The sequence below is a fragment of the Pseudomonas aylmerensis genome (assembly GCF_001702265.1).
Lineage (GTDB): Bacteria > Pseudomonadota > Gammaproteobacteria > Pseudomonadales > Pseudomonadaceae > Aquipseudomonas > Aquipseudomonas aylmerensis.
Genome location: NZ_MAUE01000012.1, coordinates 508,296 through 521,729 on the forward strand (window position 1 = coordinate 508,296; position 13,434 = coordinate 521,729).

Here is a 13,434-nt window from a genome sequence, read left to right on the forward strand (position 1 = left end):
ATGCGCCGCTGGGGTACCGAACGCGTTGTTGGCCTGCATGACCCGCAGGTCAACGAACATCACCTGGAATCCACAGGCCTGCCGGCAGACAGCCGCTTGCGCCTGCTCAGCTTCAATATCCAGGTGGGGATCAGTACCGAGAAATACCGGCACTACCTGACCCGTGGCTGGCAGCACCTGCTGCCGCACAATGGGCGTGCCGGCAACCTGCAGAAGATCGGCAACCTGTTGCATGACTTCGACCTGGTTGCCCTGCAGGAAGCCGACGGTGGCAGCATGCGCTCCGGCTACATCAACCAGGTCGAGCACCTGGCCCAGCTCGGTGCCTTCCCCTACTGGTATCAGCAACTCAACCGCAACCTGGGGCGCCTGGCGCAGCACAGCAATGGCGTGCTCAGTCGCTTGAAACCATCCGCCATCGAAGATCATCCGCTGCCGGGCCCCAAGGGGCGCGGGGCGATTCTCGTGCGTTTTGGCGAAGGACCTGAGGCCCTGGTGGTGGTGATGATGCACCTGGCGTTGGGTGCACGCACCCGCACGATGCAGCTGGCCTACATCCGCGAGTTGATTGGCAATTACAAACACCAGGTGTTGATGGGTGACATGAACACCCATGCCAACGACCTGCTGCAGAATTCTCCGTTGCGCGACCTTGGGCTACTGGCACCGCAAGCCGAAGCCACGTTCCCCAGCTGGCGCCCGCAACGCTGTCTTGACCATATCCTGCTCAGCCCGACCCTCACGCTGGAAAGCGTGAAGGTGCTGGCGCAGCCCATCTCCGATCACCTGCCGGTCGCGGTAGAGATTCGTCTGCCGGGTTCGCTCACGGCTGATGCATTGCCCGCGTTGAGCCCCGGCCCTCGCGGACCCCTTGCATGAGCGACGACGCCCAGCGCTGGAAAGAAAAATACCTGAAGAGTATCGAGCAACAAGAAAAGCTCGAACGCCGCTGGGCTGCGCGCCTCGACCTGTTGCGCCGTGGGCTGGTGCGCAGCACGCTGGCCGCTGAAGGCACCGACCGTGCGGTCGATCAATGCATGAAGGAAATGCGCGACGTTGTCCGTAGCGATGACATGGACGCGGCCCTCGCGGCCTTGCTGCCGCGCCTGGAAAAAGCCGTGCTGGATTCCGAGCAGCGCCGCGAAACCCGGGTGGACCAGATGAGCACTGCGCTGACCTCCCTGGTCGCGCAGTTGCAAAAGCTGCCACTGCCGCGTGAGGTCGCACGCCCGCTGAAGACCTTCGCCAAGCAGTTGGACGGGCGTGTCAGCCAGGCCCGTGAGATCCCCTTGCTGCTCAGCGAGTTGAGCAACTTGCAAGGGCAGGCGCTGGATAATCTGGAACCGGACGGCGAGACCACGCGCCCAGGTCCCGGGTTGTTGCAGCGCCTGTTCGGCGCCAAGGAGACGGCCAACGAAGCGGTGGCCAGCGAGCCGGCCCCGCCGCCTGTCGCAGCCAAGCCGGTCGCCGTGGCTCAGGAGCCCGAGCAATCCGAGGAACTCACCCAGGCCTTGCGGGCCTTCGCGCCACAGCCGCAAGAGGCGGTTGCCCCGCCCCCTGAACCCGTCGCGCCGGCCAGCGTTGTCGAGGCGCCCAGTGAGACGTTGGCCTTCGAGGCCCCGCCTGAGGCGGCGCCCGTTGACGCGCCCGCAGTGCCCAGGCAGCCCGAGTCGCAGAGCGAAGAACCCGCGCCCGAAAGTGCCCTCGCGGCCTTTATCGACGCGCCATCGGATGAGGTCGAGGCGCCGGACGAAACCACTATCGGCAGCCTGTCGCTGCCGCCTGTGCTGGAGCCCGACGAGCCCGATCCCGACGAGTTGCAAGCGGATGCTGCCTATTCCCTGCCGGACTCGCCGGAGCCGTCCTACAGCTCCGTCGCCAAACACATTGAAGACACCCTGCTCGGCCTGCTCGAAGACCTGTCCTTGCCCGAGCGCCACAGGCCCCAGGCCGAAGCCATGCGTGAGCGCCTGGCCCACGGCCTGAACTGGTACGAACTGCTACCGATTCTCGATGATCTGGCCGTGCTGATGCTGGCGATCACCGACAGCGGCCAGCATGAGTTCGAGGCGTACCTCAAGCAGCTCAACGAGCGTCTCGAAGCCTTCCAGGGGCATTTACAGGTCGCCAGCGACGGGCATGCAGACAGCCGATCCGCCGCCCGCGAGCTGGACACGCAGATTCGCGAACAGGTCGATGGCTTGCAAAGCAGTGTGCAGGACGCCGCCGACCTCGACAGCCTCAAGCACGTGCTGGAAAGCCACCTCGAAGGCTTGCTCGGCACCATGGACGAGCACCAGCAGCAACGCGACCAGCGCGAGCAGGAAGTGGCCGCGCGCTTGAAAGGGCTGGCCGAGCGGGTCGCTAATATGGAGCAGGAGGCCCAGGGCTATCGCGAGCACCTGGAGGTGCAACGCCAGAAGGCCTTGATCGATCCACTCACCGGCCTGCCTAACCGCGCAGCCTGGAGCGAGCGCCTCGATCTGGAGGTCAACCTCTGGCACCAGCGCGGCAACAGCCTGTCGTTGGCGATGCTCGACCTGGATCACTTCAAGCGCATCAACGATGGCTACGGCCATCTGGCCGGCGACAAGGTGCTGAAGATCATCGCCAACGTGCTGCGCAAGCGCCTGCGGCCGAACGATTTTATCGCTCGCTTTGGCGGAGAAGAGTTTGTGTTGCTGATGCCGGACTCCTCATTGGCAGAGGCCGTGGCGGCAGGCGATGCGTTGCGTGCAGCGATTGAGGCGTGCCCGTTTCACTTCAAGGGCGAGCCGGTAACGATCACCGTGTCCATGGGCGTCGCGCAGTTCCAGGCGGGCGAGCGCAGTGACCTGGCACTCAAGCGTGCAGATGCGGCGTTGTACCGGGCCAAGGCTGCGGGGCGCAACCAGGTGCAGGCGGCGTAAAAGATGTTCCATTTTGTAATTTGACCGCCGAGCCACAAACGGTACGTTACACTGTTGCATTATCGTCTTCAGCGTAATGCCTTCTGCCATGAAATCCCTGTACTTCGCCTTTTTGTTCCTTTTACTCGCGGGCTGCGCCAGTGGCCCGCGCCTGGACACCACTCACCCCTCGGTGAACCACGATAACCGCGTGCAGTTCGTGGTTGTCCACTACACCTCGACCAACCTTGAACGCTCCCTGGCACTGCTCACCCACGGCCAGGTCAGCAGCCATTACCTGATCGGCGATGACGCCTCTGCCACCATCTACAAGCTGGTCGACGAGAGCCAGCGCGCATGGCATGCCGGGGAAAGCGAGTGGATGGGCCGGACCTGGCTCAACTCCAGTTCAATCGGTATTGAAATCGTGAACCCCGGCTACAAGGACACACCGACCGGTCGCCTGTGGTACCCCTACTCCGAAGACCAGGTGAAATCGCTGGTGGTGTTGCTCAAGGACATCAGCAAGCGCAATGGCATCGACCCCAAGAACATCATTGGCCACAGCGACATCGCGCCGCTGCGCAAGCTGGATCCGGGTCCGCTGTTCCCGTGGAAGCGACTCGCCGCTGAAGGGTTGGGGGTCTGGCCGGACGCGCAGGCTGTTGCCCGATTCCAGGTGCAGTACGCCGCGGATCTGCCGAGTGTCACGTGGTTCCAGGAAGAGCTGGCGCGCCTGGGCTACCAGACACCGCAGACCGGCGAGCTGGATGTCGCCACGCGGCATGTGATCGCGGCATTCCAGATGCACTTCCGGCCATCGCTGTTTGATGGCACACCGGACGCCGAGAGTGCTGCGATCCTGCGGGCCTTGAACCGCAGTTAAGGTGTTAACCGATTCAAAAAAGTGGGAGCGGGCTTGTTCGCGAAGGCAGTGTGTCAGTCATTAAATGCATGGACTGATCCACCGCCTTCGCGGGCAAGCCCGCTCCCACTTTTTTTGCCGTGGCCGGCCAGGTTACAGCGGCAACGCCATGTAGAACTGTGTGCCCTGCCCTGGCCGCGAGTACACGCCCATGCGGCCACCGTGCAGTTGCACGATTTCTTTGCACAGCGCCAACCCCAGGCCGGCGCCGCCTTTCTTGCGGCCCACCTGTACGAACGGTTCGAAGATCCGCCCTTGCTGCCCGTAGGCGATGCCTTCGCCGTTGTCCTCGACACTGATTATTACCCGCTCACCGTGGCGACGTGCCTGCAGGCGGATCTGCCCGCCTTCGGCGGTGTGGCGCAGGGCGTTGCCGAGCAGGTTGTCGAGTACGCGCTCCAGTTGTGCCTGGTCGGCATACAAGCGCGGCAGGTCGGACTGGGCTTCTACCAGCAGTTCGATGCGTTGCGCGTTGGCCGGTTCGACGAAGCGCGCACGCGCATGTTCAAGCAAGTCGGTGACATCGCACGCGCCCAGTGTGAGTTTTTGCAGGCCGTTCTGGTAGCGCGAAAAGTTGAGCAAGTCGTTGATCAGCTGCATCAGGCGCTGCATTTCTTCATTGACCGTATCCAGCAGGTCCGCTTCGCGCGAATCCGCCGGAAATTTCGCGCGCTCGCGGAACAGGCCGAACGCCATGTGCATGCCGGTCACCGGCGTGCGCAGCTCATGGGAGGCGCGCAACACGAACTCGCTGCGCACGCGTTCGAAGGCGCGTTGTTCGGTGACGTCATGCAACACCATCACGGCACCGAGGATATGCCCCTGGGTATGGCTGACGGGCGTCAGGCTATAGGTCAGCAGGCGCAGCTCGCCTTCGACTTCCACTTCCAGGTCGTCCGGAGCGCGCTCCAGGTTGCCGCCGCGCAGCACCAATTGCAGTTGTTCATCCAGTTCCGGGCGCACCAGTGCTTCACCCAGACCTTGGCCGAGGCGTTCTTCATCCCAGCCCAATTGGCGCTGGGCGACGGGGTTGAGGTGCTCCAGGCGGCCCTGGCGATCGATCATCAGCAGGCCATCGTCGATGCTGTCGAGCACGGCTTGCAGGCGTTGCTGGCCGGCCAGCAGTTCATCGACGTTGGTTGCCTGATGCTGGCGCAGGGCTTCGGCCATGATGCCGAAGCGACGGGTCAGCTGGTTCATCTCTGCCGCCGATGAGATCGGCAGCGTCACTTCGAAATCGCCCTGCCCGATCTTGTCCGCCGCCTTGGCCAGCGCTTCGATCGGCCCGCCAAATCGCCGGGCAATGCCATGCGCGGTCACAAATCCGATGATCAATACCGCAAGCCCCACCAGCCCCAGTAAACCTGCGATCAATAGCGCCCGCTCGCGGGACTTGTGCTCGCTGTTGCTGATGTTTTCCAGCGCTTGCTTGTGCTCGTTGATCAGCCCGTTGCGCAGCACATTGAAGGTTTCGGTGAGCTTTTCCTTGGTACCCGGCGGTGGTTCTGCTTGCTGGGATTGGTCAAATGCCTCCAGCAATGCCTGGTACTGGCCTCGTGCCTGGCTGAATCCGGTCCCGTGACCGTCGCGCTGTTCATGGGCGATACCTTGGTCCAGCAAGTCGAAATAGCGCTGTTTGGAGGCTTGCAGGGCCTCCGGGTCCGGCGGCTCTTCGAGCATCATGATCAACTGGTCGCCCAGGCTCTGGCGCAGCTTGAGGCCCAGGTCCAGGGTGATGAAATTGCTGCGAATCAACGATTCCTGGGTCTTGGCCATTTGCATGACGCTCACCAGACCCAGGATCAAACCCAGCAGGGCGACGGTAATCAGCGCAGAAATACTCAGGAACAAACGAGTGCGCAGTTTCATCGCTAGCTTCATAGAGTGCTCACAGGTTGTACTGTTTGCGTTTGCGGTACAGGGTCGAGGCGTCGATACCCAGGGTGCGCGCGGCCTGGTCCAAGGTGTCGCTGGTGGCGAGGACGGCGCCGATGTGGGCCTTCTCCAGCTCGTCCAGGCTCAGTGCCGCGCCGATACGCGGCGCATTGTTGGTCGGCTGCTCGGCCATGCCGAGGTGGCTGATTTCGACTTTTTCCTGTGGGCAGATAATGCTGGCGCGCTCGACCACGTTGCGCAGCTCACGGATATTGCCTGGCCAGCGATAGTTCAACAGCGCCTCACGCGCTTCATCGCTGAAACCGCGCGCCGGCCGTGCGTATTCCTTGACGAAGCGTGCCAGGAAACGGTCGGCCAGGGTCAGGATGTCCTCGCTGCGTTCGCGCAGCGGCGGCAAGTGCAAGGTGATCACATTGAGGCGGTAGAGCAAGTCTTCACGGAAGCGGCCGTCGCGCACCATGTCTTCCAGGTTCAGGTTGGTGGCCGCCAGGATCCGCACGTCAGCACGGCGGGTGACCGGGTCGCCCACGCGCTCGTATTCCTTGTCCTGGATAAAACGCAGCAACTTGGGTTGCAAGGTGAGGGGGAAATCGCCGATCTCGTCGAGAAACAGCGTGCCGCCGTCTGCCTGGTTGACGCGGCCCAAGGTGCTTTCACTGGCACCGGTAAACGCACCCCGGCTATGGCCGAACAGCTCGCTCTCCATCAACTCTGCCGTCAGCGAAGGGCAGTTGATGGTCACGCAGGACTTCTTCGACCGCTTGCTCCAGCCGTGAATGGCCCGGGCCAGCTCGCCTTTACCGGTACCCGACTCGCCGAGAATCAGGATGTTGGCATCTGTGCCGGCCACCTGGCGCGCGGTTTCCAGTACCACCATCATCGAGGGGCTGTGGGAATCGAGGCCGTCTTTGGGCTGGCGCACTGCGCCTTCCAATGCTTCCAGGCGTGCAGAGAGTTGGCGCACTTCCAGTTGCTTGGCGGTGGCCAGGCGCAATTGGTCGGGGCTGCAGGGCTTGACCAGGTAATCGGCCGCACCCGCCTGGATCGCGTCCACGGCGGTATCCACTGCCGAATGGGCGGTCACGATGACCACGCGCATCCACGGTGCTTGTATGCGCATTTGGGCCAACACATCCAGGCCGTTGTCTTCGCCCAGGCGCAGGTCGAGGAAGCACAGGTCGAATACCTGGCGCTGCATCAAGGTGTCGGCTTGGGCGGCGCTGTTGGCAGTGGCCACGGTGTAGCCTTCATCTTCCAGGCAATAACGGAAGGTGCGGAGGATCGCGGATTCGTCATCCACTAAAAGAATGCGGCCTTGAAGTTCCTTGGCTGATTCCATCTGTCCCGCGCTCCTTAACTATGAATGATGGTGTTTAGTCCCGGAATAATCGGGCAAGTTGCATGGTCTATTCTGATCGATAATAGGCAGCATCGTGCAGCTATCTGCGCGGTGTCCTACAAAGCCTTGCCTGATGGCGTTTTCATGCCATCTTGCCCCTTCGGCAACACTCCCTCTGCTTTCTATCCCTCGACCCGACCACTGACCATCGTGCATTTCGCACGGCGTACAGGGGGGCATCGTGCAGGATGCTAGGCGATTGCCCTAACGCATATATTTAACTTATTGATTTTATTGAGTTTTATTTTGCAAAAAAGCTGGCATGCGCTCTGCAATAGCTATCCCAACGAATAATCAGAATGCGGGAGAAATGCAGCATGACTCGCCAAAGCCTCAACCAACTGCGTGTATCGCCACTGCGCTTGCAACAAGGTCTGTTTGCCAGCCTGGCCTTGATGGTCACGCTGATTGCAGGCCAGCAGTTTCAGCATTGGCAGCAGAGTCAGCAGCAGACCCCGCAATTCGAACGTCCGGTGATGACCCAGACGCATTTTCGATCCGTCGGTAGCGTGACTGCCGATGTGACAGCCCCGCAATTGCGCGTAGCCGACCAGGATTCAACCCTGGGCGAGCTGCCAACCCAAGAGCGTTGGGTGTTCTAGGCAAGAACGTCGGGGGCTCGTTTTGAGCGTCCGTACCGCACTACCGCTGTTACCTCTAAAAGAAGCGTAAGGAGAATCACCATGTTGAGTTGGGCAATCACATTTCTGATCATCGCCATTGTGGCTGCAGTCCTGGGCTTCGGTGGTATCGCGGGCACCGCCACGGGTATCGCCAAGATTCTCTTTGTCGTCTTCCTGGTGATGTTCATCGCTTCGTTCTTCTTTGGTCGTCGCGGCCGAGGCTGAACATGACCACTTCCTTTAAAGCCATGGCTGCCACCCTGCTCCTGGGCGGCAGCGGCCTGGCGATGGCCGCCAATGACGGTCAATCCCGGGCCAACGAACTGCTCAGCGCGGACCCGCAATACCGTGAGACCTGGCAAAGCGTGGTGAAGAAAGAAGAGCGCCTGCCTGAATGGGTGATGAACCTTTCAGGCACGGCCGAACAAATGAATGCCGTGGAAGAAGATGGCGACAAGTACTTGGTCGGTCCGCTCTGTGAAACCGCAGACACATGCCTGAACAAGCGCCTGATCGTTGCCTTCAGCTTCGACAAGGATGATGCCTACGCCATGTTGGTCGAAGTCCCTGCCGGCTTGCCGGCGGACAAGTCGCCGACTCGGCACGCCGATTACCGGTTTATCGGTAAGCCGGATGAAGGCATGCAGAAGCTGCTGATGGAACAGCTGAAGAAAGATCCGAATTGGTACTAGGTTCCGTCTGACGCGCTTGTCGTCTGCGGGATCAGCGTCCATAGAAAGAAGCCCCTCGCTTCTTTCTGTCTGCCTCACTCGCCACGGGTGAGGCATGACCAGGGGGCCGGGTTGCTCTGATCAATCGAGATCGGCGTGACCTACGGGTACAGGGAGTGCCTGCGCAAGGGCCGGGTCAGGCGAAAAGCTGCGACGCAGGTTCACAAGTCCTCAAGCTTGCTGAACTTGCGGCGGGCTTACGCTGCTTAGTTCCCTCCTCATACCGCTCATAGCCGAGAATTTCCTTTCTGCCTGCACTTAACCATTACTTGGTGTGTGCGAGCGACCATCTATCGAGAAAGTTTTGCCTTCGCTATAGGACATTTCTGACACGACACCTATGAATTTCCAGGCATTTTTGCCAATGGCCTAAAGTCGTCCTGAATCTCTGAGCGAGCCTGAATTGGCCGGTTCACGGCATGTTCACCTGCCAAAATGTCGCATTTGAACTGACCGATCAGACAGTTATTATGAAAAAAAGCCATGCCGATTCGGCATAGGGTAGGCGTTTACGGCATTAGACGTCGCCCCCTTGCATCGGAATAGTTGCGCCTTTTTTCGCCTGCCAGTAAGCCATTTCGGCCACGCTGCGGTGACCTTCCATGGAGGCAGATGCACACACTTTTTCGCTCTCGAGCGTTCCAGCTGGCGCATTTGCCTTAAGTCCACTTGAAGTAAGGGTAATGACATGAAGAAGGCAAAGCTAAGCCTCGCCTGGCAGATCCTCATCGGTTTGGTGCTGGGGATTGCAATCGGTGCAGTGCTCAACCATTTCAGTGCTGAAAAGGCCTGGTGGATCAGCAATGTGTTGCAGCCAGCGGGCGATATCTTTATCCGCCTGATCAAGATGATCGTGATCCCGATTGTGATTTCTTCGCTGATCGTCGGCATTGCCGGGGTCGGTGACGCGAAAAAGCTCGGGCGTATCGGTGTCAAAACCATCCTTTACTTTGAAGTGGTCACCACCATCGCCATCGTGGTCGGCCTGTTGCTGGCCAACCTGTTCCACCCCGGTGCCGGTATCGACATGAGTACCCTGGGCACCGTCGATATCTCCAAGTACACCGCCACCGCTGCCGAAGTGCAGCATGAGCATGCGTTTATCCAGACCATCCTCAACCTGATCCCGTCGAACATCTTCGCCGCCGTCGCCCGTGGCGAAATGCTGCCGATCATCTTCTTCTCCGTGCTGTTCGGCCTCGGTTTGTCGAGCCTCAAGCCGGAGCTGCGCGAGCCGCTGGTGACCATGTTCCAGGGCGTGTCCGAGAGCATGTTCAAAGTCACCCACATGATCATGAAATACGCCCCTATCGGTGTATTCGCGCTGATCGCGGTGACTGTCGCCAACTTCGGCTTCGCCTCCCTGCTGCCGCTTGCCAAGCTGGTGATCCTGGTTTACGTGGCCATCCTGTTCTTCGCCTTCGCGGTGCTGGGCTTGATCGCACGCCTGTTCGGCTTTTCGATCCTCAAGCTGATGCGTATCTTCAAGGATGAGCTGGTGCTGGCCTACTCCACCGCCAGCTCCGAAACCGTGCTGCCACGGGTGATCGAGAAGATGGAAGCCTACGGCGCGCCGAAGGCTATCTGCAGCTTCGTAGTACCGACCGGCTACTCGTTCAACCTGGATGGCTCGACCCTGTACCAGAGCATCGCGGCGATCTTTATCGCCCAGCTGTATGGCATCGACCTGTCGATCGGCCAGCAACTGATGCTGGTGCTGACCCTGATGGTCACTTCCAAAGGCATCGCCGGCGTGCCGGGCGTGTCCTTCGTGGTGCTGCTGGCCACTCTGGGCAGCGTGGGTATTCCGCTGGAAGGCTTGGCGTTCATCGCCGGTGTCGACCGCATCATGGACATGGCGCGCACCGCGCTCAACGTGATCGGCAACGCGCTGGCCGTGCTGGTGATCTCGCGTTGGGAAGGCATGTACGACGACGCCAAGGGCGAGCGCTACTGGAACTCCCTGCCGCACTGGCGCAGCAAGCAGGCGCTGCCGGCCGGCGAGACCAGCCGCGGCTGATGCAGGCGTGATCTGAACAAACCCCGGGAAATCCGGGGTTTGTCGTTTCTGCCAGCCCCGCTATCATTCGCCCCATCTTTCGGGGGATTCAACTGATGCTCAATGGCCTGTGGCTTGGCTTCTTTGTCGTGGCAATGGTGTCAGCACTGGTGCAATGGCTGGTCGGCGGTAACGCCGGGATTTTTGCAGCGATGGTGGAAAGTATTTTCGCCATGGCCAAATTGTCGGTGGAAGTGATGGTGCTGCTGTTTGGCACGCTCACGTTGTGGCTGGGCTTTCTGCGCATCGCCGAAAAAGCCGGGATCGTCGACTGGCTGGCCAAGGCCCTCGGCCCACTGTTTCGTCGCCTGATGCCGGAGGTGCCCGCCGGTCACCCTGCCATCGGCCTGATCACGCTCAACTTCGCCGCCAATGGCCTGGGCCTGGACAACGCTGCGACGCCTATCGGCCTCAAGGCCATGAAGGCGCTGCAGGAACTCAATCCCATCCCAAACACCGCGAGCAACGCGCAGATCCTGTTCCTGGTGCTCAACGCGTCCTCGCTGACGCTGTTGCCGGTGACGATCTTCATGTACCGCGCCCAGCAAGGCGCCGCGGACCCGACGCTGGTGTTCCTGCCGATCCTGCTGGCGACCAGCGCGTCGACCCTGGTGGGCCTGCTGTCGGTGGCGGTGATGCAGCGGCTGCGGCTGTGGGACCCGGTGGTGCTGGCGTACCTGATTCCGGGCGCGCTGGTGCTGGGCGGTTTCATGGCATTGCTGGCGACATTGTCTGCCACCGCGTTGGCGGGGTTGTCGTCGATCCTCGGTAACCTCACGTTGTTCGGCCTGATCATGCTGTTCCTGGTGATTGGCGCGTTGCGCAAGGTCAAGGTGTACGAGGCGTTTGTCGAAGGTGCCAAAGAAGGCTTCGACGTCGCCAAGAACCTGCTGCCGTATTTGGTGGCGATGCTGTGCGCCGTGGGCGTGCTGCGTGCTTCCGGGGCGTTGGATTTCGGCCTGGAAGGCATTCGCCATCTGGTCGCCTGGACCGGGATGGACACACGCTTTGTCGACGCGTTGCCGACGGCGATGGTCAAGCCGTTCTCAGGCAGCGCCGCTCGGGCGATGCTGATCGAGACCATGCAGACACAGGGCGTGGACAGCTTCCCGGCGTTGGTGGCGGCGACGATTCAGGGCAGTACCGAGACCACCTTCTATGTGCTGGCGGTGTACTTCGGCTCGGTCGGCATCCAGCGCGCGCGGCATGCGGTGGGGTGTGCGTTGCTGGCGGAGTTGGCCGGCGTGGTGGCGGCGATTGCGGTGTGCTACTGGTTCTTTGGCTAATACCGCTATTGCAGGCCGGCTCCCACTCAGAATGTATTCACCGTTCAAATGTGGGAGCGGGCTTGCCCGCGAAGAGGCTCTCAGCGTTTAGGAGCTGCATTGCCCTGCTGCACCACCCAATCCACCACCTGCTTGTTCAACTGATCCCCCGCTTGCCCAAACCCGGCCACCACCGCCGACACCTTGGTGTCGCTTACCGGCTGGTGAATCTCAAAGCGGCGGCTGGCAATAATGCGCTGGTCACTGCCGCGTACCAGGCGTGCGTCGAGGCGTATCACCACCTCCACCGCACTGCCGCGATATTCACTCTGGAACGCCAGCAATTGCCCGCCCAACTCATAGTCGGACTGCAAGTTGGTGTCGTCGGTACTCAGCAGCGTCACTCGGCCATCGCGCTGGAAACCATCCATGAAGCGATTGCGCAGCAGCACCGGCGACGGATCGCTCCAGCGTGAGTTGGCGTAGCTGCTGATCAGGTCGCCATTGGGCACCACGGCAATGCGTGGGCTGTCGAGGAATTCGCTGGTCTGCGGCTTGTTCACGCGCAGCGACCAGCTCACCGGAGTGCCCTGGCTCGCGGTCTGGCTCGAGGCCAGGCGGTACACGTCCGAAGGGTCGGCCTTGGGCAATATCGAGCATGCGCTGACCAGCGCCAGGGCCACGGGAATGATCAGTTGGTAAGCACGCTTCATGGCGTGAACTCCTTGTTCTTGTCGCTGCCCAGCAGGTAGCCGCTGGGGTTGGCTTCCAGGCGGCGAGAGATGGCACGCAGCGAGCCGAGGGTCTCACGCAGTTCGCGCACGGCCGGCGCCAGTTCGTTGAGGCCCTGCATGCCGCTGTTCACCGAGTCCTTGTTGTTGGTCAGCAAGGTGTTGATGGTCGCGGTGCTTTGCTCCAGGGATTTCATCGCCTGCTCGGCGCTGCCGAAGGCCTGTTTGCCTTGGTCGTTGAGCAGGCCGTTGGCGTTGCGCATCAGCGTGGTGGTTTGCTCGAGCGCGGCGCTGGCCTGCTTGCTCACCTGCATCAGTTGCTGCATCACCACCTTGATATCGCCGCGCTGGTCGGCGATGGCGCCGGTGGTTTGCTGCAGATTGTCCAGGGTGTTGCTCAGGCGTTCGACGTTTTCCCGCGAGAACATGTGGTTGGCGTTGTGCAGCAGCAGGTTGATGCTGGTCATCAGGTCGTTGCTGTTATTCAGCAGGCGGGCAATCGGCGAGGGCGAAGCGATAATCTCCGGCAGGTTGCCGTCCTTGCCCTTGAGTTCCGGGCTTTGTGGCGTGCCCCCGCTGAGCTGGATGATCGAGGTACCGGTGATGCCGGTCAGGGCGAGCTTGGCCTGCGTGTCTTCCTTGATCGGCGTCTGGCCGGCCAGGCGGATGCGCGCCAGCACCCGGCGCGGGTCGTTGGGGTCCAGGCGCAGGCTGATCACATCGCCGACCTTGATTCCGCTGTATTGCACCGAACTGCCCTGGGACAGGCCGCTGACCGCCTCGTTGAAGATCACTTCGTAATCCTGGAAGGCCGTATCGACGCTGGACTTGGCCAGCCACAGGCCGAACAGCATCGCGCCGACCACCACGATCACGCTGAACAGACCGATCATCACATGATGGGCTCGGGTTTCCAT

Annotated in this window: 12 protein-coding genes; 8 read left to right on the top strand and 4 right to left on the bottom strand. The window is 61.2% G+C overall.

What is annotated here, in order from left to right; translation table 11 throughout:
* The 3 genes from BBG20_RS10575 (at window position 1) to BBG20_RS10585 (ending at window position 3,774) form a co-directional block, all read left to right on the top strand.
* Window positions 1-879, top strand: a complete 879-nt coding sequence (locus BBG20_RS10575; protein ID WP_065902826.1) for an endonuclease/exonuclease/phosphatase family protein — start codon at window positions 1-3, stop codon at window positions 877-879.
* Entirely contained in the window at window positions 876-2,909 is a 2,034-nt protein-coding gene (locus tag BBG20_RS10580) for a GGDEF domain-containing protein (protein WP_065902828.1), read from the top strand. Before BBG20_RS10575 ends, BBG20_RS10580 begins: the two co-directional genes overlap by 4 nt.
* Before the next feature lie 88 nt (window positions 2,910-2,997).
* A complete protein-coding gene (locus tag BBG20_RS10585; protein WP_065902830.1) occupies window positions 2,998-3,774 on the top strand; it encodes an N-acetylmuramoyl-L-alanine amidase in 777 nt (258 codons plus the stop codon).
* 132 nt (window positions 3,775-3,906) lie between these two features.
* Here BBG20_RS10585 and BBG20_RS10590 read toward each other — a convergent pair whose 3' ends face one another.
* Window positions 3,907-5,694 carry a KinB sensor domain-containing domain gene (locus BBG20_RS10590; protein WP_065902832.1) on the bottom strand — a complete coding sequence of 596 codons (1,788 nt, stop codon included), beginning with the start codon at window positions 5,692-5,694 and terminating at the stop codon, window positions 3,907-3,909.
* Between the two features lie 7 nt (window positions 5,695-5,701).
* The gene (gene algB / locus BBG20_RS10595) at window positions 5,702-7,048 is read right to left on the bottom strand and encodes a sigma-54-dependent response regulator transcription factor AlgB (RefSeq protein WP_064053131.1); all 1,347 of its coding nucleotides are present in this window, start codon (window positions 7,046-7,048) and stop codon (window positions 5,702-5,704) included.
* A gap of 377 nt (window positions 7,049-7,425) precedes the next feature.
* Between algB and BBG20_RS10600 the strand changes: the two genes are divergently transcribed.
* From BBG20_RS10600 to BBG20_RS10620, 5 genes are all read left to right on the top strand, one after another.
* Window positions 7,426-7,710 carry a hypothetical protein gene (locus BBG20_RS10600; RefSeq protein ID WP_065902836.1) on the top strand — a complete coding sequence of 95 codons (285 nt, stop codon included), beginning with the start codon at window positions 7,426-7,428 and terminating at the stop codon, window positions 7,708-7,710.
* A gap of 81 nt (window positions 7,711-7,791) precedes the next feature.
* Window positions 7,792-7,956: a DUF1328 domain-containing protein gene (locus BBG20_RS10605; protein ID WP_003170804.1), complete on the top strand. Its 165-nt coding sequence runs from the start codon at window positions 7,792-7,794 to the stop codon at window positions 7,954-7,956.
* A gap of 2 nt (window positions 7,957-7,958) precedes the next feature.
* Window positions 7,959-8,423, top strand: a complete 465-nt coding sequence (locus BBG20_RS10610; RefSeq protein ID WP_065902839.1) for an inhibitor of vertebrate lysozyme family protein — start codon at window positions 7,959-7,961, stop codon at window positions 8,421-8,423.
* Between the two features lie 727 nt (window positions 8,424-9,150).
* Window positions 9,151-10,482, top strand: coding sequence for a glutamate/aspartate:proton symporter GltP (gltP, locus tag BBG20_RS10615; RefSeq protein WP_065902840.1), 1,332 nt, complete (start codon window positions 9,151-9,153; stop codon window positions 10,480-10,482).
* Window positions 10,483-10,577: 95 nt separating this feature from the next.
* Entirely contained in the window at window positions 10,578-11,807 is a 1,230-nt protein-coding gene (locus BBG20_RS10620; protein ID WP_065902841.1) for a nucleoside recognition domain-containing protein, read from the top strand.
* 80 nt (window positions 11,808-11,887) lie between these two features.
* Here BBG20_RS10620 and BBG20_RS10625 read toward each other — a convergent pair whose 3' ends face one another.
* Both BBG20_RS10625 and BBG20_RS10630 read right to left on the bottom strand, forming a co-directional pair.
* Window positions 11,888-12,499, bottom strand: coding sequence for an ABC-type transport auxiliary lipoprotein family protein (locus BBG20_RS10625; RefSeq protein ID WP_065902842.1), 612 nt, complete (start codon window positions 12,497-12,499; stop codon window positions 11,888-11,890).
* Window positions 12,496-13,434 carry an MlaD family protein gene (locus BBG20_RS10630; protein ID WP_065902843.1) on the bottom strand — a complete coding sequence of 313 codons (939 nt, stop codon included), beginning with the start codon at window positions 13,432-13,434 and terminating at the stop codon, window positions 12,496-12,498. Before BBG20_RS10630 ends, BBG20_RS10625 begins: the two co-directional genes overlap by 4 nt.